Source organism: Bacillus thuringiensis (genome assembly GCF_001455345.1).
Classification (GTDB): Bacteria; Bacillota; Bacilli; order Bacillales; family Bacillaceae_G; genus Bacillus_A; species Bacillus_A thuringiensis_N.
This window is the reverse complement of sequence record NZ_CP013274.1, coordinates 3,047,935-3,072,106: the sequence shown is the minus strand read 5'-3', so window position 1 is coordinate 3,072,106 and position 24,172 is coordinate 3,047,935. Positions and strand designations below refer to the sequence as shown.

Here is a 24,172-nt window from a genome sequence, read left to right as displayed (position 1 = left end):
TTATATCATCATCCTAATTGAAGATTCCGCCTTATTCCTTGCTACGTGTTGACTAATCCAAATACATAAAGCGGCCAAATCTCGTGCGCCATACTTACTTTTACGTTTTACGAAAACCGTCTCCTGTGCGAGCTGTTGAAGAATACTTGGAGATAGATATCGCTGTAGTTCTTCAGCGAATAAATGAAACTCATCTTGAATCGATAGATTCATACAAAAACGCCATCCTGTCTGTATATTTCTATAAAAAGAAAAATAGAATTGAAAAACCCCTGTGTTTCTATTTGATAAATATATTTATTGGAAAATACTTTGAACTTTCGGGTACAGATTCTCCTTCTATCCTATTATAGAAGCTATTTTGAACGTAAGTAATTTGTAAGGAATAGGTAAGAAAAAAGAGATTTTCATTGTGTAGGATAAAAATATAAGGAGGTGTGAAAGGCGGAACAGATATGACTTATATATGAAAAACAAACCAGTAACAAGAGTGTTTCAAGGAAAAGAAGTAATTTCTGGGGTTAACATACATGTGGAAGAAGAGTGATTTACCGTTTGTTAAGACAGAATAGTGCTTGTAAAAATAATAATTATGAATATGATTACGAATTCAATTCTGACTTTTTGTCATTGGTGGAGATAATAGCTGTGTGATTAATACGAAACAGCAAGCAACTAACTTTACAATTTAAATAAAGGAGAGGATGCTTTATGAAAACATGCAGTAAAATTACATGTGCAAGTCTATCACTTTTAATAGCTGGAAGTTCCCTCTTATACATAACACCAGCCTCAATTGTAAAAGCAGAATCCACGCAAAATGTATCTAGTTCGTTACAAACAAGTAATCAAAGCGATCGTACTTCCGTTAAGAAAGCAATGCGGGATTCACTCCAACTTGGATACCCTGGAATACTCGCTCAAATTTCTAAGGGTGGTAAAAATTGGAGCTATGCCGCCGGGATAGCGGATCTGAGGACCAAGAAGCCGATGAAAACAGATTTTCGCTTTCGCATTGGCAGTACGACGAAGACATTCATTGCAACAGTTCTACTTCAATTGGCTGGAGAGAACCGCTTGAATCTAGATGACTCCATCGAAAAATGGTTGCCTGGCGTCATTCAAGGAAACGGATATGATGCTAACCAGATTACGATTCGGCAGATATTGAATCATACAAGTGGGATTGCTGAATACTTAAAGTCAAAAGACTATGATATTATGGATACAAAAAAATTGTATACGGCTGAAGAATTAGTAAAGATGGGAATTTCTCTTCCACCAGACTTTGCTCCAGGTAAGGGCTGGTCTTATTCAAACACAGGATACGTAATACTGGGTATCCTTATTGAAAAAGTAACTGGAAACAGCTATGCGGAAGAGGTTGAAAATCGGATTGTTGAACCGCTCGAATTGTCGAATACATTCCTACCTGGTAATTCAACTGTTATTCCAGGTACCAATCATGCCCGTGGATATGAAAGATATGACGGAGAAAGTGAGCTAAAAGACGTTACTTATTCTTACCCAGGTAGCTCGGATGGAGATATGATTTCTACTGCTGACGATTTAAACAAATTCTTCTCTTACTTACTCAGTGGCAAATTACTGAAGGAACAGCAACTAAAACAAATGCTTACTACAGTTCCTACAGGAATTGCTGAAATCGGCAGATATGGTCTTGGAATCTATGAAACTAAACTTCCAAACGGTGTCTCGATATGGGGACACGCAGGTGCCTCTCCAGGGTTTTCTACTTTTGCTGGAGGTACACTTGGAGGCAAGCACACATTGGCTATCAATTTGAATGGCCATAAAACTAGCCGTTCTAATCCTTTTAAAAATATTTTACTTTCCGAATTTAACAAGTAGTCAAAAAGGAAAGTTAAGTAAAATTTTTTATAGTTAAAAATATACGTTATAAAATATTTATAGACTAAAAAGAGGATTTTTATGTTACATGATGATCCAAAAAGTATACATTTGCAACCGGCATCCAACTTTGGATAATTGGCTCTTGATTTCCTGTCCCATCACTTCTATTTCATAATTCTCTAACTAGAATTTAGAAGTCTTTAAAAACTTGAAATCTGCACCAAAAGCTCAATACAATTCGTGAATAATTTTTAAATCTCAGATAATCAAATTCTAGCAGTCAGGATACTGACTGCTAAAATTTGATTATAGAACTATTTTTCTGTGGCAAAATAAAGCAAGGCTATGGTCGGAAAAGCGATTCCTATCCATAATGTTAGATTCCATCCTCCTAAGGCATATGCCCATCCTCCAATAAAGGATCCAATAGCACCTCCTAAAAAGAAAATAGCCATAAATACCCCATTTAATCGACTACGAATTTCTGGACTCAACGAGAAAATTAAACGTTGGCTAAGCACAAGGTTTGCAGATACTCCCATATCCAACAGGATTGCAGCAATTACTAAAACAGCTATTCCAAAGGGCGAGCTACTTTGAATAAAAAGTGGGAGTATTAAAGAAATAATAACAACAGTGAGAGCTACCCCAGTAGCGGGTCGTGTCCAGCCAAGATCAGCTAGACGACCACCTATTGGAGCGGCTATTGCACCTGTAATCCCGACAAGTGCATATAATGCTATGGCAGTCTGAGAAAAATGAAAAGCAGGACTAGATAATAATAATGGAACAGTGGTCCAGAATAAGCTGAAAGCCCCAAATACACAAGCATGATAAATGGCACGGCGGCGTAAAATTGGAGTAGTTCGTAGCAGTTGCCACATTGAATTAAGTAAGGCTATATAATTTGTTTTTGCCTTTGGTTTCCTAGTAGGGAGTACTTTCGATAATACAAATGCCAAAACAATAATTACAGTAGCAGATAAAGCAAATATTGCATTCCATCCCCAGATATCAGCTACTAGACTAGATATCGGACGCGCAAGCATAATACCTAATAACAGGCCACTCATAACATTACCAACTACACGACCGCGTGCATTTTCCGATGAAAGGTATGATACAAAAGGTACGAGCACTTGCGCTGCGACCGACCCCAGTCCGATAAAGAATGAAGCTACTAATAACATGATTGCGCTCTTTACAAAAACTGTGGCAGTTAGAGCAACTGCACTTAGTAATAACAATATAATTATCAATTTTTTATTCTCAACAATATCCCCCAATGGTACAAGAAATAGTAAGCCAACAACATATCCAATCTGGGTTAGCGTTACAATTAATCCGGCACTACTATTAGAAAGACCAATTACATTACTAATTAACCCAATTAAAGGCTGCGCATAATAAAGATTAGCCACGATGATACCACATGCGGTTGCCAGAAGAATGATTAAACCCGATGAAATTTCCTTATCACTTGCTTTATTTTTAACATTAGACATAACAATATCCCCCCATACTTTTATTTCAGAATTACCTTGGTGTATTTTGGAACTTAGATAAAGCCATGGCCATTACAAGATTCCTTAACAATTAATAAACTGAACGTTTAGTTTATTAATTAGCTAAAATATATACTAAACGTTCAGTTTTGTAAATGGGCTATTTTATTATTTGTTCATATTAAGTATACTAAACGTATAGTTTATGTTCTTGAAAGGAATGATTAATGTGCAAGGTAAAAGAGGTAGACCGCGTAATATTGAAACCCAAAAAGCTATCCTTTCTGCATCTTATGAGTTATTACTGGAAAGTGGCTTTAAAGCAGTCACAGTCGATAAAATTGCAGACCGTGCTAAAGTTAGTAAAGCTACGATTTATAAATGGTGGCCTAATAAGGCTGCTGTAGTAATGGATGGTTTTCTTTTTGCTGCCGCAGCTAGATTGCCTATACCTGACACAGGTTCAGCATTGAATGATATTTTAATTCATGCCACAAGTTTAACCAAATTTTTGATAAGTCGGGAAGGGACTATTATTACTGAGTTAGTTGGCGAAGGCCAATTTGATTCAAAGCTGGCAGAGGAATATCGTACTCGATATTTCCAGCCACGTCGCCTGCAAGCAAAGCAACTTCTGGAGAAGGGAATTAAAAGAGGAGAATTAAAAGAAAATCTCGATATTGACTTAAGTATCGATCTCATTTACGGACCAATTTTTTATCGGTTGCTAGTAACCGGTGAAAAGTTGGATGATTCCTATGTGCATGACTTGGTAATAAATGCATTTGAAGGAATATGCTTGAATTGATTAATATTAAAATAAAGATTTAGAAATTCTACTGTCTCCTATGCGAAGGCAATTTATATTAACTTGGTAAATAAAGTATTTTATTTTTTAAAAACTGATGTATATGGAGTGGTTTCCCTATACATCAGTTTAAGAATTAAGTGGATGTTAAAAATAATCAAGATAATTACTCTAAATATAAAGTAATGCAATTAATTTTCGTTATGGGGGAATCTAGGATCAATCCATTTTCTCAGTTCCTTGGGACTCATTTCTAATACTTCCGTCAATATAATCACTCCTTTTTTCTTGCTATTATGTACGATTGCGGATGCTTTTAAACCATGAAAATAGAATTCTAAAATATAGATTGAAAAAAGTAGTTTGCTCCATTTATTAAATTTTCATCTTATCTTACATAGCTTAATCTGCTTCAACATCTTTTTTACCTAATTTTTGAACAAATCTTAATAGATAACCATCAGGGCCCATAATTAAAAATTCTTTTTGTCCCTTTAATTTTAGTATCAGCTCTATACCAATTCTCTTGGATATCAAATTTAATTGGATACTCGTTCTTTTTCAAACTATCATATAGTGGATCAATATCATTTTATGATAACTTGAAAATTAATTCCTCTTCCGTAGGGATAAGATAACTCCCCAGTACTCCAATGACCATTTACTTCTTCAAGTATAATCTGACAGTCATCTAAAGACAGTAAAGCAAACTTATCCTCTGGTCTTTGATATTCAATTTTAAACAGGGGAATCTCCGAATAAAAATTAAAACTTTGCTCCATATCTGAAACCGATAGCTCTGGTATTAATGCATTAAGTTTGTGCAAAAATGCGTCCCCCCTTTGCTTAAGTTAGTGAATATTATAACACTTACTATAGTTTCTTCTTCCATTAAACTACTTCGTTAGTCCTATAAGAAGTAAACAATTTTATTATTTTTTAAAGGACTTTATTGTCACTGAACACGTATCACATTTAAATTAAAATACGGCTCTAAGAAGAAATTGAGTCGATCCTTTTGAAAATAAAAAAAAGACGCGATAAAGCGCCTTCCAGGGAATTATGTTGAATACAATAATGAGGAGAAATGGTTTATGTCTATATTATTTTCTCTTCCAATTACTATATATTTTTAGCATACTATTAACTATAAGGAGGGAGTGCAGAAGTGGAAGAAAAGAAAGTGACGTGGTTAGAACTCTTTTATGATTTGTTATTTGTGGCGGCAGTGACGGCTGCGACTCATGTTTTACTTCATGTTGAAGATGGTCAAATCCATGCAGAGTATTTAGTAAAGTTTGTCTTAATTTTTATTCCGATCTGGTGGGCTTGGGTAGGGCAAACTATCTTTGTTAACCGGTTTGGAAAAGATTTATTTCATCAAAGGATTTTTTTGATCCTGCAAATGTTTTTTGTCCTAATAATGACATCAAGCTTATCAGCTGATTTTGATCCGTATTATCTTTCTTTTTTAATTGGCTATATTGGCTTAAGGGTCGTGACTGCAATTCAATATCTTGTTATCCAGCGTATAGAAGAGGGGGCTCGAAAAAAAGCAGCACTCTTTTTAGGAAGATATTTTTGGATTGGAATCGTTATTTCATTATTATCCGTCTTTTTTGATTCTTGGATTCGATATGCTGTGTTATATTTTGGGATTCTTATCGATATTGTTGTCCCACTGCTTGGAAGGAAGTGTTTAGAAAAGGTTCCTACAAATACAGCCCACTTGTTAGAGAGATTTGGTCTATTTTCCATTATTCTCTTTGGGGAAGCTCTTGTAAGCACTCTTGTGGTCATTCAACCTAAACAAGGAAATTGGGATTCAATAAGCTTTGCGATCATTTCATTTATCCTCATTATTTCGATGTGGTGGCAATATTTTGATAACATGGAGAAGAAACTCGACAAGTCTAAACAAACTTCTGGTCAAATTATTATTTACGGTCATCTATTTATTTTAATGTCTTTGAGTATGGTTGCAGCATCCATTAGATTATTATTTTTACATGAGGTCTATTATTCTTTTATCTTATATTTTGTTTTTGGTTCTGTATTGCTCTATTTCCTGTCAACTACAATTGTTTTTCATCAATACAGATTTGAACAACACCGCTTGAACATTTATCATTTATGCTTGTTTTTAGGAATTTTAGCAGTCTTTTTTGTTATTAATTTAATTATAGCAGTGCCGAATATTGTGATAATAGGACAATTAACCTTATTTTTTATCATCTATGCTAAATTAACAAGTACATAAATAAAAGCATCAAATAAATCAGTATCAAACTATAATACTGGTTTATGTGTATATTGGTAGCTTTTACATTTTGATATTAAATCTTATTATTCACGGTGACTCTGATGCAACTGTACCTTTTGAGTTAAGTGGAAAACGCACATATGATTTCATTCCTGATAGTAAACTTGCTCTAATACAGGGTGGTCCTCATGGATTAAACGCAACTCATGCAAAAGAATTTAATGAAGCATTATTAACATTTTTAAAAGAATAATCTTTGAGGAACTACCGGAGGCGGTTCAACAGCAATATCAAGAATAATAACACGAATTTATCGATTATATGTAGCGAAAGGTTATGAACTAAACAGGGAAAAAGTTGAACCAGTAATTACAACAAAAAAGCTGAATCCTATCATTAGGTCAGAATATAGAGCCGGGGAGTTTGGTTATACAATTTATCAATCTGACATTTTAGAAAGAGGAAGAGATCCATTTTATCAGTGGATTAATGACAATGACAAGATAGAAAATTATGAACTGGAAGGAGCACAATTCATATTTGGTAAAATGACCGGAAGTAATGTAAAGGGCATGAAAATGATTGTTCCTGCAAAAGGAAAGGACAGTACTTATCAAGTGGTAATCATTGATGATGTTTTAAATAAGGCTGAATTAGAGAAAATCATGATTTCCTTTTTGAAATAAAAACAGAGTCTCAAGAAAAGAATCTTGAGACTCTGTTTTTATTTCAGTTCGAACGAAATCTTCATGTGATAAAAGAAATTAATAATCTATAAAACAAAAAAGTGAGATAGAATTTTTTTGGGGTACTTCAAAATTTTAGCTTGATGGCGATGGGGGACTACCCCATATTAGAAAAAATGATATTTTGATGCAAAGTTATGGTGCAAGCAAGAGCATTACAGTTCTATTACCAATTCATTTTTTGATATAATAGATGCGTGGCAGAAAACAGATAGAAAGATACTGCTAGTAATTGATACTTAAATGTAGGGAGATTGAACAGTGTTATGGGGACAGAAAAAGAAATTAGTTCCGCTAAATTAATATGGAAGATGACGCGCCCGCATACGTTAACGGCGACATTTTCTCCTGTAATTTTAGGAACGGTGGCATCACTTTATGTTGCCGAAATTGATTGGCTTTTATTTATTGCGATGATGGTTGCATGTTTAGCATTGCAAATCGCAACGAACTTATTTAATGAGTACTATGATTTCAAACGTGGATTAGATACAGCTGATTCTGTTGGAATTGGTGGTGGAATTGTTCGTCATGGATTGAAACCAAAAAATGTGTTAACAGTTGCGCTTTTATTGTATGTAGTAGCAGCAATTATTGGAGTTTATATTTGTATGAATAGCAGCTGGTGGTTAGTCGTCATTGGTTTAATTGGAATGGCGGTTGGCTATTTATATACAGGTGGTCCATTGCCAATTGCGTACACTCCGTTTGGAGAATTAGTTTCTGGATTGTTAATGGGAACATGTTTTGTACTCATTGCTTTCTTTATTCAAACGAATACGATAACGACTGAAAGTGTATTGATTTCCATCCCAATTGGAATTTTAGTCGGTGCAATCAATATGTCGAATAACATCCGAGATATCGAAGAAGATATTAAAGGAGGAAGAAAGACATTGGTAATCCTCCTTGGGAGAGAAAAAGCAATAGTAACACTAGCTGTAGCCTTTTTCATTGCTTATTTATGGATCGCGGTGATTGTATTGATGGGTTATATAAGCCCTTGGGCATTAGTTATGTTCCTAGGCTTGAGAAAACCAATCTCTGCCATTCAAAGTTTCCAAAAAGGGGCAAAGGATCCCGGGTATATGCGCATCGCAATGAAATCAACAGCGATGACAAATACAATTTTCGGCTTCTTATTATCTGCAGGTTTATTAATTAGTTATCTGTTTTAAATAAAAAGTATGATTAAATAAATTAACCCCAATTTCTCAATTTTAATATGGAGAGATTGGGGTTTTTATTTTGTCTTTGTTTAACGGTAAGAACATTTTCATTTGAAATGAAAATACCAATAAATTGCAACTTCATCACTTGTCATATCCAAACCTTTATAAACAAGAAAATCAAATCCACCAATTACAAATCCGCATTTTTCATAGAACTTACATGCTACGACATTATTATTTTGCGTTTCAAGCATGATACCCGACATATTGTCTTTCTTTGCCCATTTCTTTGCTTGATCAACTAATCTTTTACCAACCCCGAGTGTACGATATTTTTTATCCACCGTTATATCTTCTATGTAAGCATAGTGATTCCAATTCTTTTTCAATACTATGAATCCAATGATTTGGTTATGTAACAGTGCTATGTAAATTACTTGATTAGGGTTATTAATATATTCATTGTACGCGAGTTCTTCATTATCATTTTGATTTTGTAAATAACTTTTTTCATAACGCGGAACGTCTTCTACTGTATATTCTATGCGTCTATTTACTTTTGAAAGAGAGAGCATTAACCGAGCATTCACTATAAAACTGTCATCAATCTCCGGAAAACTATCTAAATCATTTGTTTCTAACTCTCTAATTAAAAGGCTCATTGGGATACCTCCAAATAATAGAATTTCTTCTGAGTTTTTATTTAATCCAAATTCATTCCAATTACAAAATTATAATAGAATTTCAATAGTAAGGCTATCATTCCAAGCTCTTCCTGAAATTATTAAATTTTATAAAGAGCAAAGGTTTGAAATTGGGGTATATAATGATGAGAGTCATTTTCGTTTATGTATTACGTTACAAGAGCTTTCTTATTTTCTCCGGAATGTCCTTTTTAGAAATCTATGCAACAGAGCTTTTATAGTAAGAGTATTTTGTTGGGGATGATCAAAAAAAATCTATATTTTAATATAAAAAATTACTATGATATGAAAGGATACCTTGCAACAATCCCAATAAATATTTCTCAATAATTGAAAATAAAATCAATCCAGATTATTATATTGTTATTGTAAATTTATTTTATTGAAGGAGGATACACAGATGAAAAACTCAAAAGGCTCTATTGAATCAGAGATAAGCAAAGCAATTACGCACTGGGAAAAGGACTACCTAGGACGCGGATCTATATCCGTTAAGACAGATATATTACGGGATATGATTATCGTAAATTTACAAGGTGTTTTAACACCGGCTGAATATACTGTTTGCGAAACGAAAGACGGTATGCTAACGATAAAGAAAAATCGTTCGGAGCTAGTTGAATCTGGAATTGAAGATTTGAAAGAGATCATACTAGAATTAACTGGAGAAAAAGTGAAAAGTTTTCATACTGATATAAGCTCCCGTACAGGTGAACGAGTAATGATTTTTAAATTGTTTCATAATCTTGAGGAAAAGTTTTAAAATAAAAAACAACTTAGGGTTAGTGGAAGATACACTAAAAATGCAGTGAGGTAATTAAGAAATCTACAAGTTGTGTACTTTATTTTATCTAATTAACAAGGTAATGATTAGAAAACAAGAAAACTTGAAATTATTTATGTATAATGAATTTTGATTCGGAAAATGGATAAATAAATTGACAAACTGCTTAATATGGTTTATCTTATAATTGTTTTAAAAATTAATAGATGCTTATTTTAACTGTTTGCTATAATTAAGGCTTTAGCATTTTTTTAATATGTAATATTGACTAAATGAAAAAGTTTCTTAATTGAAAGATAGCGCATAACATAAATTGATATATTGATTGCATAATCTCGGAGATTAGAAATATACTTTTCTTTTTAACAGGAGTAATACATACATTATCCTCTATAAAATGGGAGCTCTTCAAAAAACTTTATTGAAGTTAGTTGAAGTGAAACCGACAATCTCCATAATTCAATGATGATATAAAATCATTGAATTATGGAAGTTGTCGGTTTTTTTTATGGAAAAAACGATGTACTAAAAAGAGTGAATAAAAATTGAAATTAAAAAAACTATCGTAATGAAAAGGAATTTTTATAGGTTATTTTCGTTTGGAAGGGAGTATTTTACATGTTAATTTCGCTAAGTTCATCAACACTGTTAACATTATTTTTTATCGCGCTTAGTGCTTCTTGGCTAAGTGGATTATTGTTTTTACATGCAAGGATACCTTTACGTTTTGTTCATATCCATATTGGTATTGCTGCTTTGCCTTCATTGGTTTCTTTACTTGCACTTGTTAATAGCAATGGAGATAGAGTTGTGGGGCCTTGGCATCTAGATACGTTAGCTTGGTTAATGGCTTTCTTCGTTCTTACAATTGGTTTAATCATTCAGCGATTTTCTGTACGTTACTTAATGGGAGATCGCTCATATCGAAAATACTTTGCACTTTTTACATTTACTACAGGTGTATCTTCAGTTGCATGGTTAAGTGATGACCTTCGTTTCATGATTATTTGTTGGGGCGCAACTCTTATAGGATTGGTTCTACTCATCGGGCTAAATAAAGGGTGGAAAGTAGTTAGTGAAGCAACAAAAATTTCTAGTTATTTATTTACAATAAGCTGGATTGCGTTGTTATCAGCTATCATCTGGCTGTTTCAAATAACTGGACAGTGGCAGTTAACATCAGTTTTAACGAATGAAAATGTAGCTCAATTTGGAACATTGGAGAAAACAGGAATTAACTTATTGATTATAGTAGCTGTGATGATTCCAGCAGCACAATGGCCTTTTCACAGATGGTTAATTGAATCAGCTGTTGCCCCAACTCCTGTTTCTGCTATTATGCATGCAGGTTTAGTAAATGCTGGTGGTATCATGTTAACTAGATTTTCACCTCTTTTTCATGATGATATTGCACAAATTATTTTACTTATTTTCTCTAGTATTTCTGTCTTAATAGGAACAGGAATTAGTTTAGTCCAAGTTGATTACAAACGTCAGCTAGTAGGATCAACTATTGCCCAAATGGGATTTATGCTTATTCAATGCGCATTAGGCGCTTATTTAGCGGCTGTTATTCATTTAATTTTACATGGTTTGTTTAAAGCTACACTGTTTTTACAAGCTGGTTCTTCAGTACAACGTTTTGGGGTAGTGAAGCAGTCTAATGAAAAGATGTCCAATTTATGGATGATAGTCGGGCGTGTTTTAGGATTATTTATAGCAATTGCTTTCTGGTTTATGACTTCTGGAGAGGGATATCAATTAGTTAGTGCGATCATCTTAGGCTGGTCATTATACTTTTCATGGAAACAGCTTGTTGTTTTTGGAGAGGGAAGAATGGGACGAATTGCTGGCTTAATTGTTTTGATTGGATTTTCTCTCATTTACTTTACCGTTCATTATTCTCTTTATAAATGGTTGCATACTGACATGTATCAAAGTGTTCAACCTTCAGCTCCAGCCGTTATCTTTGTTATATGTATCTTATTATTTGGTAGTGTTATTAGCACTTTCGTTACTCGTAATCAATCTTCTACTTTATTCGCTGTACTTTATCTTTGGTTCGTTCGAGTAGGTGAGGCGAGACGAAAGTCAGTAGAAAGTCACCCAAGCTATCTGAAACATTATGTATCAAAGGGAGGTAATTCGTGATGAACATACCGTCAATATTAAGGAAAGAGACTTTAAAAAAGAAAGATACAAACATTGATCTACAAGAAAATAATATAAATGATTTAGTTGTATTTGCTAGCCGAGTGATTGCACCACTTTGGCCTATCTCTACATTTGCAGCTCATCACCCTTGGATGGGACTTGAAAAGCAATCATTTGAACAAGTCGCAAATTGGTTAAAAGAAGTTCGTAATGTGGATATTTATCCTAGTGCCTCCATGATTCATTCGGCAAAGGCGAAGGGTGAGATTAAGGAATCGTATTTACAAATTGGCTTGTCTCGTTGGCTTGATTCACAATCTTTTCATATTCCGCGAGAGACAGCGGAGCATTTTTGCCAAGAGGCTTTAAAGTTAGAAAAATTACCTTCTAGTCTATTATCATCGCAAGAAGTAAATAAATTGGCAGAAGAAATGAGTTATATAAATACAGCAAGTATGGAAGACTCTTCTATGCAACCAATAAGCTCACTTATAGAGAATCAAAATGGTGACAATCTATCTGATATTCTTAATTATCATATTATTAAATGGTGTAAATTATATCTTGATGACGCTGGGGCAAGTTGGACGATGCCAAATCGGGAGAAAGGTTTTTATCGTGCATGGCACCACCTTATTACATTCGATCCAGCGCTCAATAAAAATGAGCGTAAAATTTTAAAAGATTGGCCACAAGATGCCCATGTAGCTTTAACAAAAGCATTATTTGAACTAGGAATTTCTGAATCTAACATGCAAGCTTACCTTGAAGGGCACTTACTTTCTTTGCCTGGATGGGCAGGAATGATACGATGGCGCTCGCAACAATCAATTGAGGAACAGGAACTCGTTATAGAATATTTAGCAGTTCGAATTTCTATGGAGTTAGCCATTGTAAAACCTTATTTGCCTTTAACAAATCAAAAGGCTGAGAAAAAAGTTTCGATTGTCCCACTTATAGCTTCTTGGATCTATTGGGGGAATATTTCAACCCGGGAATGGTCACAAATGTCTGCAGCTGAACAAAGTGAATTATTAGCATTTGTTTATCGCTTTGATGAAAATACTCGCAAGAAACTTTGGCTGGAAGCTTGGGAACAGACGCATGCAGAGCAATTAAGGGAGAAAATTGCTTCTAAGCAATGTGCAACTAATGATAAAAAGCGTGTATTAGCTCAATTAGCATTCTGTATTGATGTACGTTCAGAACCGTTTCGTCGCCACCTTGAAAAATTAGGTCCGTTTGAAACGTTTGGAATAGCTGGTTTCTTTGGGTTACCAATTGCGACTACTGAACTAGGCAGTAATGATAGCCATCCTTCTTTGCCAGTTATATTAAAACCGAAACATCAAATAAAAGAGCTCACAGATGAAAATGAATGTAAATCTTATGAGCAACGTAAGATGGTAGGCAGTTCGGTACGTTATACATTTAAAACAATGAAACAGAACGTACTGACAAGTATGTTACTGCCTGAGGTAAGTGGCCCTTTACTTGGTCTACAAATGGTGACAAGGAGTTTTGTGCCAAGAAGAGTAGGGAGTTTCATTCGTAATCTTCATAAAACGATGTTACAAAAACCTGATACAACATTCTCGCTTAATCATGTTCATGATACAAACTGTGAGATACCGATCGGTTTTACGAAAGAAGAAAAAGTGAACTATGTGCGTCAAGCTTTAAAAATGGTGGGATTGACAGAAAAATTCGCGCCTTTAGTTGTAATGTGCGGACATAGTAGTCAAAGTACGAACAACCCTTATGCTGCAGCGCTTGAGTGTGGTGCTTGTGGCGGAGCAGCAGGAGGATTCAATGCAAGAGTTTTCGCTACTTTATGTAATCTTCCAGAAGTGAGAGAGGCGTTGTCTGCTGAAGGAATTAAAATTCCTGAAGACACCATTTTTGTAGCAGCTGAACATAAAACAACAGTGGATGAATTGGAATGGATTTACGTCCCAGAACTTTCAGAAACTGCGCAAGAAGCATTTGATTGTATCGAGTCGATTATGCCAAATGTGAGCCAACATGCGAATAGAGAGCGTTTAATGCAATTACCTCATTTTAAAACGGAAATAAAAAATCCGAGTAAAGAGGCACATCGATTTGCAGAAGATTGGAGTGAAATACGTCCGGAATGGGGATTAGCCCGTAATGCATCGTTTATTATCGGGCAGCGTGAATTGACTCAGGATTGTGACTTAGAAGGTAGGGCTTTCCTCCATAATTATGATTGGAAACAGGATGAAAGTGGCGATATATTAGCTAACATTATTGCAGGACCAGGAACAGTAGCGCAGTGGATCAATCTACAATATTACGCTTCAACTGTAGCTCCACATTATTATGGTAGTGGAAACAAAACAACACAAACCGTAACGGCAGGTCTCGGTGTTATGCAGGGAAATGCAAGTGACTTGTTGCCAGGCTTACCTTGGCAATCCGTTATGCAGTCAGATAGTGAGACATATCACTCACCACTTCGTTTACTAATTGTAATTCAAGCGCCTATTGAATATATAGAGCGTTTGCTAAATACCAATCTCACATTTCGAGAAAAAGTTCAAAATGGATGGGTTAGACTGGCGAGTGTTGATCCAGAAGGACAATGGAAAAATTGGTCATAACCATGTAATGAATAATGAACTATCCTTACTAGTTTAAAAGTTCTATAAATACAATAATGAAGAAGGAGTGCTCCATATGAATTCAAAGAATAAAAAAGTATTATTATTAACAGACATTGAACATGGAATAGAGCCTATTATCCAACAAGAAACTAATATTCAACAAGAAAACATGTTGAATATACACAGCTATGATTCTGTAATTGTACATCCTTATGGAGATATAATGAGATCTATTATTATTGCTATTTATGAAGAAAATGTGGAAGAAATTTTTGTTGTAGGAATAGAGGATAAAGCAACGGATGTAGTTAATCTACAGATTCAACGTGATTCCATAAAAAATAACAGAGAACTAGACTATCTCTTTGAAAATTGTATGCCTGAATTTTCAAGTGGTAGCCTTGATGAATGGCTAAGCGGAAAAGAAAATGTTAGTGAAAATATTGAGAAGAGTATAGACGTGATTCGTCATCATCCATTAGTACCGTCGGATGTTAAAGTTTATGGTTTCAAGATTGATAAAACAGGTGGAAAAGAAACTGTTATTAAAATTCCTACTAATAAAATAGTTGAAAAAGTTAACTAATTTATTAAGGACAAATAAATTCTTATGTATGAATTGCTGTTGTATAATAAAATTTATTATGTTTTAAGAATGAGAAAGGATAGCCATGCAAAATAAAATTATCGTTATGTTTCAAAAAGATTTTCGCTTATATGATAACCCAGCTCTATTTGAAGCTGCTCAGTCCGGTGAGGTTGTTCCGGTATATGTACATGACGAAACTTTTTCAATGGGAAGTGCGTCGAAGTGGTGGTTACACCATACTATAATAGATGTAAAGAAGCAACTTGAGGCATTGGGTTCTACTTTAATAATCCGCAAAGGAAATACACAGGCAGAAATACTTTCTCTCATAGAACAGTTAGGTATAACGGCCGTATATTGGAATATTTGTTATGATCCGGACAGATTACAATCTAATCAAAAAATGAAAATGATGTTAGAAGATAAAGGTATTATCTGTAAGGAATTTAATTCACATTTATTATTAGAACCGTGGATTATTAAAAAGAAAGATAACACTGAATATAAGGTGTTTACGCCTTTTTACAATGCATTTCAAAAGCAGGTAATACAAAAGCCTATTAGTAAAGTGCAGAGTATAAAAGGGGGAAACTCTTTACCATTAAGCTTATCTGTTTCAGAATTACACTTGCTACCGACTATACCTTGGACATCTCATATTGAATCAATATGGGAGCCTACAGAAGAAGGGGCATACAAAACATTTAAGAAATTTTTCTCTAGCAAATTAGTCTCTTATAGTGAAGAAAGAGATTTTCCAAATCAAAATGCTCATTCGATGTTGGCACCGTATCTTTCATTTGGTCAAATATCAGTAAAGCTAATGTATCATTTCTTAATAAATAAAAGTACTGAAAAACAATGTAGTCTTTTTGAACAACAAGTGAATAGCTTTATACGTCAATTAATTTGGCGAGAGTTTTCTTATTATTTGCTATATCATTATCCATTTACAGTATATAAGCCTCTTAATAAGAACTTTGAACATTTTCCGTGGAATAATGAAGAGGAGTTATTAAGAGTATGGCAAAAGGGCGAAACTGGTTATCCGTTTATTGATGCAGGAATGCGGGAGCTATGGCAAACAGGTTTTATGCATAACCGAGCAAGAATGGCTGTGGCCTCTTTTCTTGTCAAGCATTTGTTAATTCCGTGGCAAGAAGGGGCAAGATGGTTTATGGATACTCTACTAGATGCTGATATTGCAAATAATACAATGGGATGGCAATGGGTTGCTGGAAGTGGAGCGGATGCATCACCATACTTTCGTATTTTTAACCCCATCACACAAGGAGAAAAGTTTGATAAAAATGGGGAGTATATAAGAAAATGGGTACCAGAATTAAGAGATATACCGAATAAATATATACATAAACCGTGGGAAGCACCTGAGCATGTTTTACAAAAGGCCAATATACAGCTTGGTCATACATATCCTTTGCCAGTTGTTGATCATAAGGCAGCGCGGGAGAGAGCACTTTGTGCATATAAAAGTATGAAAGAATTTGTATAAAATAAACGAGTCAATGCTTCCAATTTATCTAAAGTATCGGCATGGTTGTTCATTCCATATTTTTTACGGGCTGCATTTGCTACATATTTATCTTGGACAATTTACAGTATAAATTAAAGAAGTAAATAAAAACTTGAGCATAATAAAAATGCTCAAGTTTTTATGTTTATTAATGATAATCTAAAATATAGAATATATACATCTTAGGGAGGTCATCTTTGTGAAGAAATGGATAAAAATTACGCTGTACTCTTTACTTGGTATTTTACTTATAGGAAGTATTAGTTTTTTTGTTTGGTCTCAGTTTAGTTATAAACCGACGAAAGAGGCTTTGTCGTTAGTGGATGATAAAAAAGATGAAGATTATATAGTTTTTGGAGAGAAAGATGCTAAAATAGGGGTTATTTTTTATCAAGGAGCTAAAGTAGAAGCCGAGGCTTATAGTTACTTAGGGGAAGCACTTGCAAAAGATGGACATTTTGTAGTAATGCCTAAGTTACCATTAAACTTAGCGATACTTGGAATAAATGAGGTAGACAGTGTAATTGAAAAGTATCCTGAAGTTCAAAAATGGTATGTTGCAGGGCATTCAATGGGCGGAGCTATGATTTCTAAGTATGCCTCTCAGCATGAAGACAAGGTAGACGGGATCATTTTCTTAGGTTCTTATCCTGCAGATGACTTCTCTATGAAATCGATTCCGATGTTATCAATTTACGGAGAAGTAGATGCTTTAGCAACTGTAGAAAAAATAGAAAACAGTAAAAAGTTCATGTCAAAGAATACAACTATGCACATGATAAAAGGCGGAAACCATGCTCATTTTGGCATGTATGGTGAGCAAAAAGGAGATAATGCGAGCTTAATTACGCCAAAAGCACAACGAGATGAAACAGTGAAAGTAATGGAAGAATGGCTTTTGAAACAATGATAACAAGTTTAATAAATTGATGGAGATCATAAAAAAAGATTCTTACTATGTAAGAGTCTTTTTTTAGTAATCGCTAGCATTTTTGATGTATATCCAGATCTTGAATGGATCAATTCGCATGAAATAACCTTATTTGGGTATAAATATTAAAAAATTGAAGGAGTTTAATATGAAAAAAATTATAGCGGTTTTGTTTACTTGTAGCTTTCTTTTACTAGGTGTACAAGGGATGGTAGAAGCAGCGGATTCTTCAAGAGAAATTTCCTATATAGAAAACAATGCAAGTAAAATCTTTGAAAATCCAAAAGTTTTTTATAGTAAGGTTAAAAATCATACGTATCGTTCTTTCTATGTCCCTTTTAATGACGCTGAAAATCATATACAGAAAACAGTTCTATATAAAGATTTACAATCGACTATGCAATCCGAAATAGGACCGTTTGTAAGTAGAATGGCTGGCAAAGAAAAATCACTGAACATTAATCCGAATAGACAAATTTACTTAATAGCATCATGGACAGAAACAGAAAAAAATTTCCGAGTAAAATATCTTATCGCAGATGCTGAAACAAAGACTACTCTTTGGACTGGAGAAGATAAAGGAATGAAAAAAATAAGCCGATAAAAAATCAGCTTATTTTTTATTTGTTTACTATCTTCAATTGCTCTCTTATTTTCTCGGGAATATCCTCTTCAGCGATAATATCGTAAGAATACACATATTTTCCTTTTACATGAATCTTTAAGTAAGTTTTTCTAATAAAATCATTAGGGGTGTTCGTTCCCACTTTATAATCTTTCTCATTGCTTAATTCATCAACACTTTTTAGTGAGTAAATAGCCCGGCCTTTATAATGATAATCTGGAACGCCATAACCTAGCGCAATGGCGTATACATTTTTTTCTTCAGCAATCGGATTAAATCTGTCTAAATCCCCGCGTAATATGAAAGGTAGTAAGTATATAGGAAGACCTATTCCTATTATGCAAATTACAAATTTCTTCATGATCGTTTCTCCTCTTGGTCATTTACATGCTTCAGTATAGAAAAAAATTCTTATGAATAAAGAGAGATTTTCTTAAGTTTTTCTTAAAAAGAGTTTTAAGGGTATTTTAACCAAACATCATGTTACTAGAACATATAGAAGAGAAAAGAAAAACTATCATCAACATGTTAAACATCTACTATTATAGGGGAGCGAATATAGGAGAATTTACGCAATTTAGATTCTGAAATTGCACGATTAGTAGTCGTTAGGGAAGAAAGAGGGTTTAGAGTTTCAGATGTGTATCAGTTACAATTGAAAAGTTTCATCAACAACAAGAGGGAATACATGAGTAAGGTAGCGAGAGATGTATTTAATGTCTTAAAAGTGTAATTGTAGGAACTATTAGGATATTTTTCCTTAATATATGCATACTAAACATACTATAAAAGGTACATAGAAAGTGAGGGAATCATGGCTAAATTTTTGACACGTTTAAAATATAGAGACAACCCTAAGTCATGTTCAATACGAGACAATACTCATTTTCAGGAAAAAAATATTGAAGACTCCCTCTTAGACGCTGATTTATCCGAAAACATAGCTCATATTCAGAATATATTTCGTCAAGCGCCTGATTTAGTAATTCGGCAGTTTCAAATAACAGTAGGTGGATTAGAAGCAGCTTTAGTATATTTATCTGGATTAACAGATAAAGAATTGATTCAAAATCATGTTCTAAGCCCTTTGATGAATAGAGATTTTGATACCAATACAGAACTTCCAATTCCATTAGGACAAATTAAGATTATTAATACATTGAGTCAGATTGAAAATGCTATTTTTGGGGGGGATAGTGTTTTATTAATTCACAGTCGAACAACAGCACATCAATTGGATACAAAAGGATGGCCACAAAGAAGTGTTGAAGATGCACATAACGAAATAGCTCTAAAAGGTGCACATCAAGCATTCATAGAAACTGGAAGTCAAAATATCGCAATGATTCGAAGATATATTCCTCATCGTGAATTAGCGATAAAAGAAATAGTAATTGGTGTACGAAGCAAAACCAAAATTTCTATTTTATATTTGAAAGATGTAGCTTCTGAAGATGTGCTGAAGGAATTAGAAACACGAATTCAAAATATTACAATCGACGCAGTGACTAGTAATGGCGAACTTATAGAATTCATTGAAGATCACCCTTACTCGCCGTTTCCGCAATTTATATTAACTGAAAGACCTGATTTGGCTGTATCTCACATTTTACAGGGCAGATTTGTAACTGTAATGGATCATTCACCTAATGTATTAATTACTCCAACAAATTTTATTTCCTTTTTTCAAGGAGTGGATGATTATGGTACAAGGTGGTTAGTTGCTTCGTCTATTCGTTTGCTTCGTTTTGTCGCCTTTATGGTTGCTTTATTTCTGCCGGCGAGTTATGTTGCGTTTATTTCCTTTAATTTTGAAGTTATTCCTGTAGAGCTATATTTATCTATTGCTGAATCAAGAACGCGCGTACCCTTTTCTCCAGTTATGGAAGCATTACTTATGGAAATAACATTGGAAACGATGAGAGAAGGGGCTTTACGGATACCTACTCCGATTGGCCAAACAGTTGGAATTGTAGGTGGTATTGTCATTGGTCAGGCGGCTGTTCAGGCGGGAATTGTAAGCAATATTATGATTATTGTTGTCGCTGTTACCGCTATCTCTTCTTTTGTTATTCCTAACTATGATATGGGAGCGGCAGTAAGACTTTTACGTTTTCCAATGATGCTAGCAGCTGCCTTATTTGGAATTGTAGGACTTGTTATCGGGTGGATGACTTTAATTGGGCATCTAAGTAGTCTTAAATCGCTAGGTACTTCTTACGGAACACCATTAGCACCCTTTCGTTTTGCAGATATGAAAGATGTTTTTGTACGCTTTCCTTTATGGACAATAAGAAGGCGTCCTAAGGGGAATGGAACCAATCAAACTATTAGACAAGGAAAGAATCGTAATAAAAGGTGAAATTATGAAAAAGTATGCCTATAATGAAATCACTCTTATGCAGTATATTATTTTAATTAATGGAGTGCAGGTGGGCACTGGCGTTTTATCGCTTCCACGTGTGCTTGCAGAAAAGGCTGGAACAGATGGATGGATAGCTATATTGATTGGTTGGATTTTCTCCACAATATCAGGTGTGTTTATAGTGAAAACAGCTGCAAGATATCCTGAGGATACGATTTATGATATTCTTATACGATTGTTTGGAAAAATAGTAGGGAAAGCATTCGTTGTTATTTACATGATGTACTTCGCTTTTTATTCTTGTATCGTTCTTATAAACGCTATGCTTTACCTTAAGGGATGGCTTCTCCCGAAAACGCCTGACTATATCGTTATCTTTTTGTTTTCGATTCCTACCTATTTTGTTGCACGTAACGGTCCTAGTATTTTAGGACGATACGCCGAACTTTTTTTTTATATGGCGCTTTGGATTCCGATATTTTTTTTAATCCCTCTTATAGGGAATGGAAGTTGGATGCCGTTCTTTCCGCTTTTAAAAGAAGGGTGGAAACCTATACTAACCGCTGTACCAAGCACTGTTTATGCTTATTTAGGGTTTGATATTGCTTTCTTTTTATATCCGTTTTTACAAAAAAAACAGTATGCAGTCCATGGAATGGTTATAGCAAACACCTTAACTATGTTATTTTATTTATTTGCTACTATTGTTTGCTTTGCCTATTTTAGCCCTGATAGCATTACGCAATATAATCAACCGGTAATAAATTTACTGAAAGTAATTGAATTTCGTTTTTTAGAACGTTTTGACATGATTTTATTGGCTGTTTACTTGACCATTGTTTCCACATCATGGATCCCTGCCTTATACTGTTCGGTATTTTGTTCTAGCCAATTACTTAGAAAACAAAATCACAGCTCTCATGTAGTTGTTCTCTTATTGCTTATTATCGGATTCACATGTTGGACCCATCCTAGTTGGAATGAATCCGAAATTTGGCAACAGGTATTATCGAATACTGGATTAGGAGTAACATATATATTACCTATTATCTTATGGCTGTATTGCTGTCTATATGAGAAGTTTCGCCAGGGGAGGATACATTGAAAAGAAAAGTACTATGTTGTATTTTGTTATTGGTGTTCTTGATGACTGGATGCTTCGATCAAAGAAATGTTGAAGATGTTTCTCTTACTCTTATTCTTGGTATCGATTTAGATCCAAATGATAATTTATTAGTGTATATATCAAGCCCTGTTTTCAATAAAGAAGCAAAAATAAAAGAAGAAACTACTGGTGTGAAATCTGCTACGGTTCGAAAAGCAAGAGACCAATTTGATGCTACGGTTATGGCACTTACCGCCGGAAGTAAAACGCAGGTTATTTTAGTTGGAAAAAGGCTACTGAAACAAAAAAACTGGGAAATTTACCTTGATCCATTTTACCGTGATCCCAAAAATACAGTTACCGCAAGGGTTGTCGCTGTAGATGGACCTGTTTCAGACGTCATCTTCTATAGTCCAAAAGATAAACCGCGACTTCCTATATATTTAACAAAACTAGTTGATACCGCTTTTTTAAGAAATATCACGGTGAAAACAACACTTCAAGAATTATATGAACAAACAGCAGACAAAGGGCTAACAGCAAATATTACTGAACTGAAAAAAAAGAATAAAATATGGGTGACAGGTACAGCCTTATTGGATGAAAAAGGAAAGTATAAATTAACGCTGAAACCTGATGAAAACAAACTCTTACGCATTTTGCAACAAGGAACTGCAGGGGAGTTACCATTTACAGTTCCAATTAAGCTAAATTCAGATAGTCAAGATAAAGATTTGATAAGTTTTACTGCCTATGGTATTAAAGTAAAGACAAAGGCAAGATATGATGACCATTTTATATTTAATGTAGATGTAAAGATGAGAATCGGTATTACAGAACGACTTTTTTCGTTTAACACTAGAAAGGACGCAGCAAAATTACAAAAGGCGATTGAAACTAAGTTGGAAGCTGATTTCAAGCAATTAATACAAAAAATACAAACCGCCAAAATTGATCCTATTGGGCTTGGAGGATATGCAAGAACATACACATATCCGGAATGGAAAAAAATACAAAATAATTGGGGTAACGAATTAGCAAAAGGCGATGTAAACGTCAAGGTTAAGATTAAAATTGCCGGAATGGGTACGATTAAGTAACATGAATTCAACTGTGATTCGTACTAAGATTCGTACTAAGATTGTAAGTACTGTCTGTTTTAGAAGGAGAAATGCCTTTAATAATAGTGCCACCACATCGCTATCTGGGCTTTTCCATTTTAGGTAACATTTTTCAATGCGTAAATAAGAAGGTTCTAGCGTAAAAACTTCAGAGCAATTGCGCCAGAATCACTATTGGATCAGTTTAAATCCATAATAATTTTTAAAAAAAGATTCGATATTCTGAAGTTAAAAGTAAAAAATGAAATTATGAAAGGTAAATTTCAAATAATGCTAATGTTTTATAAAAACATTGTATACGAAGGGATGTACCATTTATGATTGACGAGAAAACAATACAAATTGTGCAGTCAACGGCTTCAGTATTAAAAGAATGCAGTTTAGAAAAGGAATTGATTCATTATGAATCGTTTAGCCCAGTTGCAATTTTAGGAGAGTAACTAATACCGGATAGGGTTATAGTCATAATAATGTAAGTAAATAGTTTTTTTGCGATACTTCAATAGTGAAGTATCGTTTTTCTTTGTATAACTAAAGCCCAACTATGGATTCTGATGTAATGTTGAAAAATGATCCCAAGTAATGATTTGTCTGTTGTAATACTAAGTAACTATGATGAAATTGAATCTGAAAAGTATGCTAATAAAATAGCGAAAAAATTTTTGGAAAAGCAAAAAAATAATAGAGCTTAAATTTGCAATAATAAATGTTTTTTTCATTAGATAATTACTTTACCAATAATCGGGATGTTTGCGGATACATTTATTTTTGGGATACATAATTATATCTAGAGAATACCCAGTTACAGTATTTGAACTTTTAATAAGAAGGGATGCGAAGGAATGAACTCACAGAGACAAGGCTATGCAGGCTGGTGGCAAGGCGGACACGGTGGTTGGCCGGGTGAACACGGTGGTTGGCAAGGCGGACATGGTGGTTGGCAAGGCGGACATGGTGGTTGGCAAGGCGGACATGGTGGTTGGCAAGGTGGACACGGTGGTTGGCAAGGCGGACATGGTGGTTGGCAAGGCGGACACGGTGGTTGGCAAGGTGGACACGGTGGTTGGCCGGGCGGACACGGTGGTTGGCAAGGTGGACACGGTGGTTGGCAAGGCGGACATGGTGGTTGGCCGGGCGGACACGGTGGTTGGCAAGGCGGACATGGATATTAAAAAGATACTATAAAATCATTTTTTTATGCAAAGTTTGTATATTTAGTATAATTGTATATTTTCATTTGTGTAGTAAGGATATAATGAAAACA

At 34.4% G+C, this 24,172-nt stretch carries 20 protein-coding genes and 4 pseudogenes; 19 read left to right on the top strand and 5 right to left on the bottom strand.

Features of this window, described 5'->3' with window-relative positions; translation table 11 throughout:
* Nucleotides 1-39: 39 nt before the first annotated feature.
* Nucleotides 40-213 (bottom strand): annotated as a pseudogene (locus ATN06_RS15945) (IS4 family transposase); the annotation flags it as partial.
* A gap of 498 nt (nucleotides 214-711) precedes the next feature.
* Here ATN06_RS15945 and ATN06_RS15940 point away from each other — a divergent pair.
* Nucleotides 712-1,872, top strand: coding sequence for a serine hydrolase domain-containing protein (locus ATN06_RS15940; RefSeq protein ID WP_060631459.1), 1,161 nt, complete (start codon nucleotides 712-714; stop codon nucleotides 1,870-1,872).
* 317 nt (nucleotides 1,873-2,189) lie between these two features.
* On the opposite strand, the gene ATN06_RS15935 is transcribed toward ATN06_RS15940, so the two are convergent.
* Entirely contained in the window at nucleotides 2,190-3,380 is a 1,191-nt protein-coding gene (locus tag ATN06_RS15935) for an MFS transporter (RefSeq protein ID WP_060631458.1), read from the bottom strand.
* A 220-nt stretch (nucleotides 3,381-3,600) separates the two neighbouring features.
* Between ATN06_RS15935 and ATN06_RS15930 the strand changes: the two genes are divergently transcribed.
* Entirely contained in the window at nucleotides 3,601-4,188 is a 588-nt protein-coding gene (locus tag ATN06_RS15930) for a TetR/AcrR family transcriptional regulator (RefSeq protein WP_110093292.1), read from the top strand.
* Between the two features lie 587 nt (nucleotides 4,189-4,775).
* Here the strand turns inward: ATN06_RS15930 and ATN06_RS29495 are convergent.
* Complete coding sequence (locus ATN06_RS29495) at nucleotides 4,776-5,015, bottom strand: VOC family protein (RefSeq protein WP_234415805.1); 240 nt, start codon at nucleotides 5,013-5,015, stop codon at nucleotides 4,776-4,778.
* 341 nt (nucleotides 5,016-5,356) lie between these two features.
* Between ATN06_RS29495 and ATN06_RS15920 the strand changes: the two genes are divergently transcribed.
* The 3 genes and pseudogenes from ATN06_RS15920 (at nucleotide 5,357) to menA (ending at nucleotide 8,375) form a co-directional block, all read left to right on the top strand.
* On the top strand, nucleotides 5,357-6,448 hold the full coding sequence (locus ATN06_RS15920) for a low temperature requirement protein A (RefSeq protein WP_060631456.1): 1,092 nt from the start codon (nucleotides 5,357-5,359) through the stop codon (nucleotides 6,446-6,448).
* A gap of 73 nt (nucleotides 6,449-6,521) precedes the next feature.
* A pseudogene (locus ATN06_RS15915) lies at nucleotides 6,522-6,704 on the top strand (alpha/beta fold hydrolase); the annotation flags it as partial.
* 759 nt (nucleotides 6,705-7,463) lie between these two features.
* Nucleotides 7,464-8,375, top strand: a complete 912-nt coding sequence (gene menA, locus ATN06_RS15905; protein ID WP_000536359.1) for a 1,4-dihydroxy-2-naphthoate polyprenyltransferase — start codon at nucleotides 7,464-7,466, stop codon at nucleotides 8,373-8,375.
* A gap of 98 nt (nucleotides 8,376-8,473) precedes the next feature.
* On the opposite strand, the gene satA is transcribed toward menA, so the two are convergent.
* Nucleotides 8,474-9,031 carry a streptothricin N-acetyltransferase SatA gene (satA, locus tag ATN06_RS15900; protein ID WP_060631453.1) on the bottom strand — a complete coding sequence of 186 codons (558 nt, stop codon included), beginning with the start codon at nucleotides 9,029-9,031 and terminating at the stop codon, nucleotides 8,474-8,476.
* A gap of 97 nt (nucleotides 9,032-9,128) precedes the next feature.
* Between satA and ATN06_RS29490 the strand changes: the two are divergent.
* The 9 genes and pseudogenes from ATN06_RS29490 to ATN06_RS15865 all read left to right on the top strand — a co-directional run.
* Nucleotides 9,129-9,218, top strand: a pseudogene (locus ATN06_RS29490) (polysaccharide deacetylase); the annotation flags it as partial.
* A gap of 255 nt (nucleotides 9,219-9,473) precedes the next feature.
* Complete coding sequence (locus ATN06_RS15895; RefSeq protein WP_060631452.1) at nucleotides 9,474-9,836, top strand: Na-translocating system protein MpsC family protein; 363 nt, start codon at nucleotides 9,474-9,476, stop codon at nucleotides 9,834-9,836.
* Between the two features lie 639 nt (nucleotides 9,837-10,475).
* Nucleotides 10,476-12,008 carry an NADH dehydrogenase subunit 5 gene (locus ATN06_RS15890; protein WP_060631451.1) on the top strand — a complete coding sequence of 511 codons (1,533 nt, stop codon included), beginning with the start codon at nucleotides 10,476-10,478 and terminating at the stop codon, nucleotides 12,006-12,008.
* Nucleotides 12,008-14,635 (top strand): DUF2309 domain-containing protein, encoded by a 2,628-nt coding sequence (locus tag ATN06_RS15885; protein ID WP_060631450.1) that lies wholly within the window; start codon nucleotides 12,008-12,010, stop codon nucleotides 14,633-14,635. Before ATN06_RS15890 ends, ATN06_RS15885 begins: the two co-directional genes overlap by 1 nt.
* Nucleotides 14,636-14,711: 76 nt before the next feature.
* Entirely contained in the window at nucleotides 14,712-15,224 is a 513-nt protein-coding gene (locus ATN06_RS15880) for a carbonic anhydrase (RefSeq protein ID WP_060631449.1), read from the top strand.
* 85 nt (nucleotides 15,225-15,309) lie between these two features.
* Nucleotides 15,310-16,740, top strand: a complete 1,431-nt coding sequence (locus ATN06_RS15875; RefSeq protein WP_060631448.1) for a cryptochrome/photolyase family protein — start codon at nucleotides 15,310-15,312, stop codon at nucleotides 16,738-16,740.
* A gap of 15 nt (nucleotides 16,741-16,755) precedes the next feature.
* Nucleotides 16,756-16,857, top strand: a pseudogene (locus ATN06_RS28600) (tryptophan-rich sensory protein); the annotation flags it as partial.
* Nucleotides 16,858-16,960: 103 nt separating this feature from the next.
* Nucleotides 16,961-17,671: an alpha/beta hydrolase gene (locus tag ATN06_RS15870; protein WP_060631447.1), complete on the top strand. Its 711-nt coding sequence runs from the start codon at nucleotides 16,961-16,963 to the stop codon at nucleotides 17,669-17,671.
* Between the two features lie 169 nt (nucleotides 17,672-17,840).
* On the top strand, nucleotides 17,841-18,296 hold the full coding sequence (locus ATN06_RS15865) for a hypothetical protein (RefSeq protein WP_060631446.1): 456 nt from the start codon (nucleotides 17,841-17,843) through the stop codon (nucleotides 18,294-18,296).
* A gap of 16 nt (nucleotides 18,297-18,312) precedes the next feature.
* Here the strand turns inward: ATN06_RS15865 and ATN06_RS15860 are convergent, their stop codons facing one another.
* Nucleotides 18,313-18,678, bottom strand: a complete 366-nt coding sequence (locus tag ATN06_RS15860; protein ID WP_060631445.1) for a YxeA family protein — start codon at nucleotides 18,676-18,678, stop codon at nucleotides 18,313-18,315.
* A gap of 453 nt (nucleotides 18,679-19,131) precedes the next feature.
* On the opposite strand from ATN06_RS15860, the gene ATN06_RS15855 reads away from it, so the two are divergent.
* The 5 genes from ATN06_RS15855 to ATN06_RS15835 all read left to right on the top strand — a co-directional run bounded on the left by ATN06_RS15855 (nucleotide 19,132) and on the right by ATN06_RS15835 (nucleotide 24,080).
* Nucleotides 19,132-20,679: a spore germination protein gene (locus tag ATN06_RS15855; protein ID WP_060631444.1), complete on the top strand. Its 1,548-nt coding sequence runs from the start codon at nucleotides 19,132-19,134 to the stop codon at nucleotides 20,677-20,679.
* Nucleotides 20,680-20,683: 4 nt separating this feature from the next.
* The gene (locus tag ATN06_RS15850) at nucleotides 20,684-21,787 is read left to right on the top strand and encodes a GerAB/ArcD/ProY family transporter (protein ID WP_060633151.1); all 1,104 of its coding nucleotides are present in this window, start codon (nucleotides 20,684-20,686) and stop codon (nucleotides 21,785-21,787) included.
* On the top strand, nucleotides 21,784-22,887 hold the full coding sequence (locus ATN06_RS15845; RefSeq protein ID WP_060631443.1) for a Ger(x)C family spore germination protein: 1,104 nt from the start codon (nucleotides 21,784-21,786) through the stop codon (nucleotides 22,885-22,887). The genes ATN06_RS15850 and ATN06_RS15845 overlap by 4 nt, the downstream gene beginning before the upstream one ends.
* Nucleotides 22,888-23,225: 338 nt before the next feature.
* Complete coding sequence (locus tag ATN06_RS15840) at nucleotides 23,226-23,348, top strand: hypothetical protein (protein WP_060631442.1); 123 nt, start codon at nucleotides 23,226-23,228, stop codon at nucleotides 23,346-23,348.
* Between the two features lie 402 nt (nucleotides 23,349-23,750).
* On the top strand, nucleotides 23,751-24,080 hold the full coding sequence (locus ATN06_RS15835; protein ID WP_060631441.1) for a hypothetical protein: 330 nt from the start codon (nucleotides 23,751-23,753) through the stop codon (nucleotides 24,078-24,080).
* Nucleotides 24,081-24,172 lie beyond the last annotated feature (92 nt).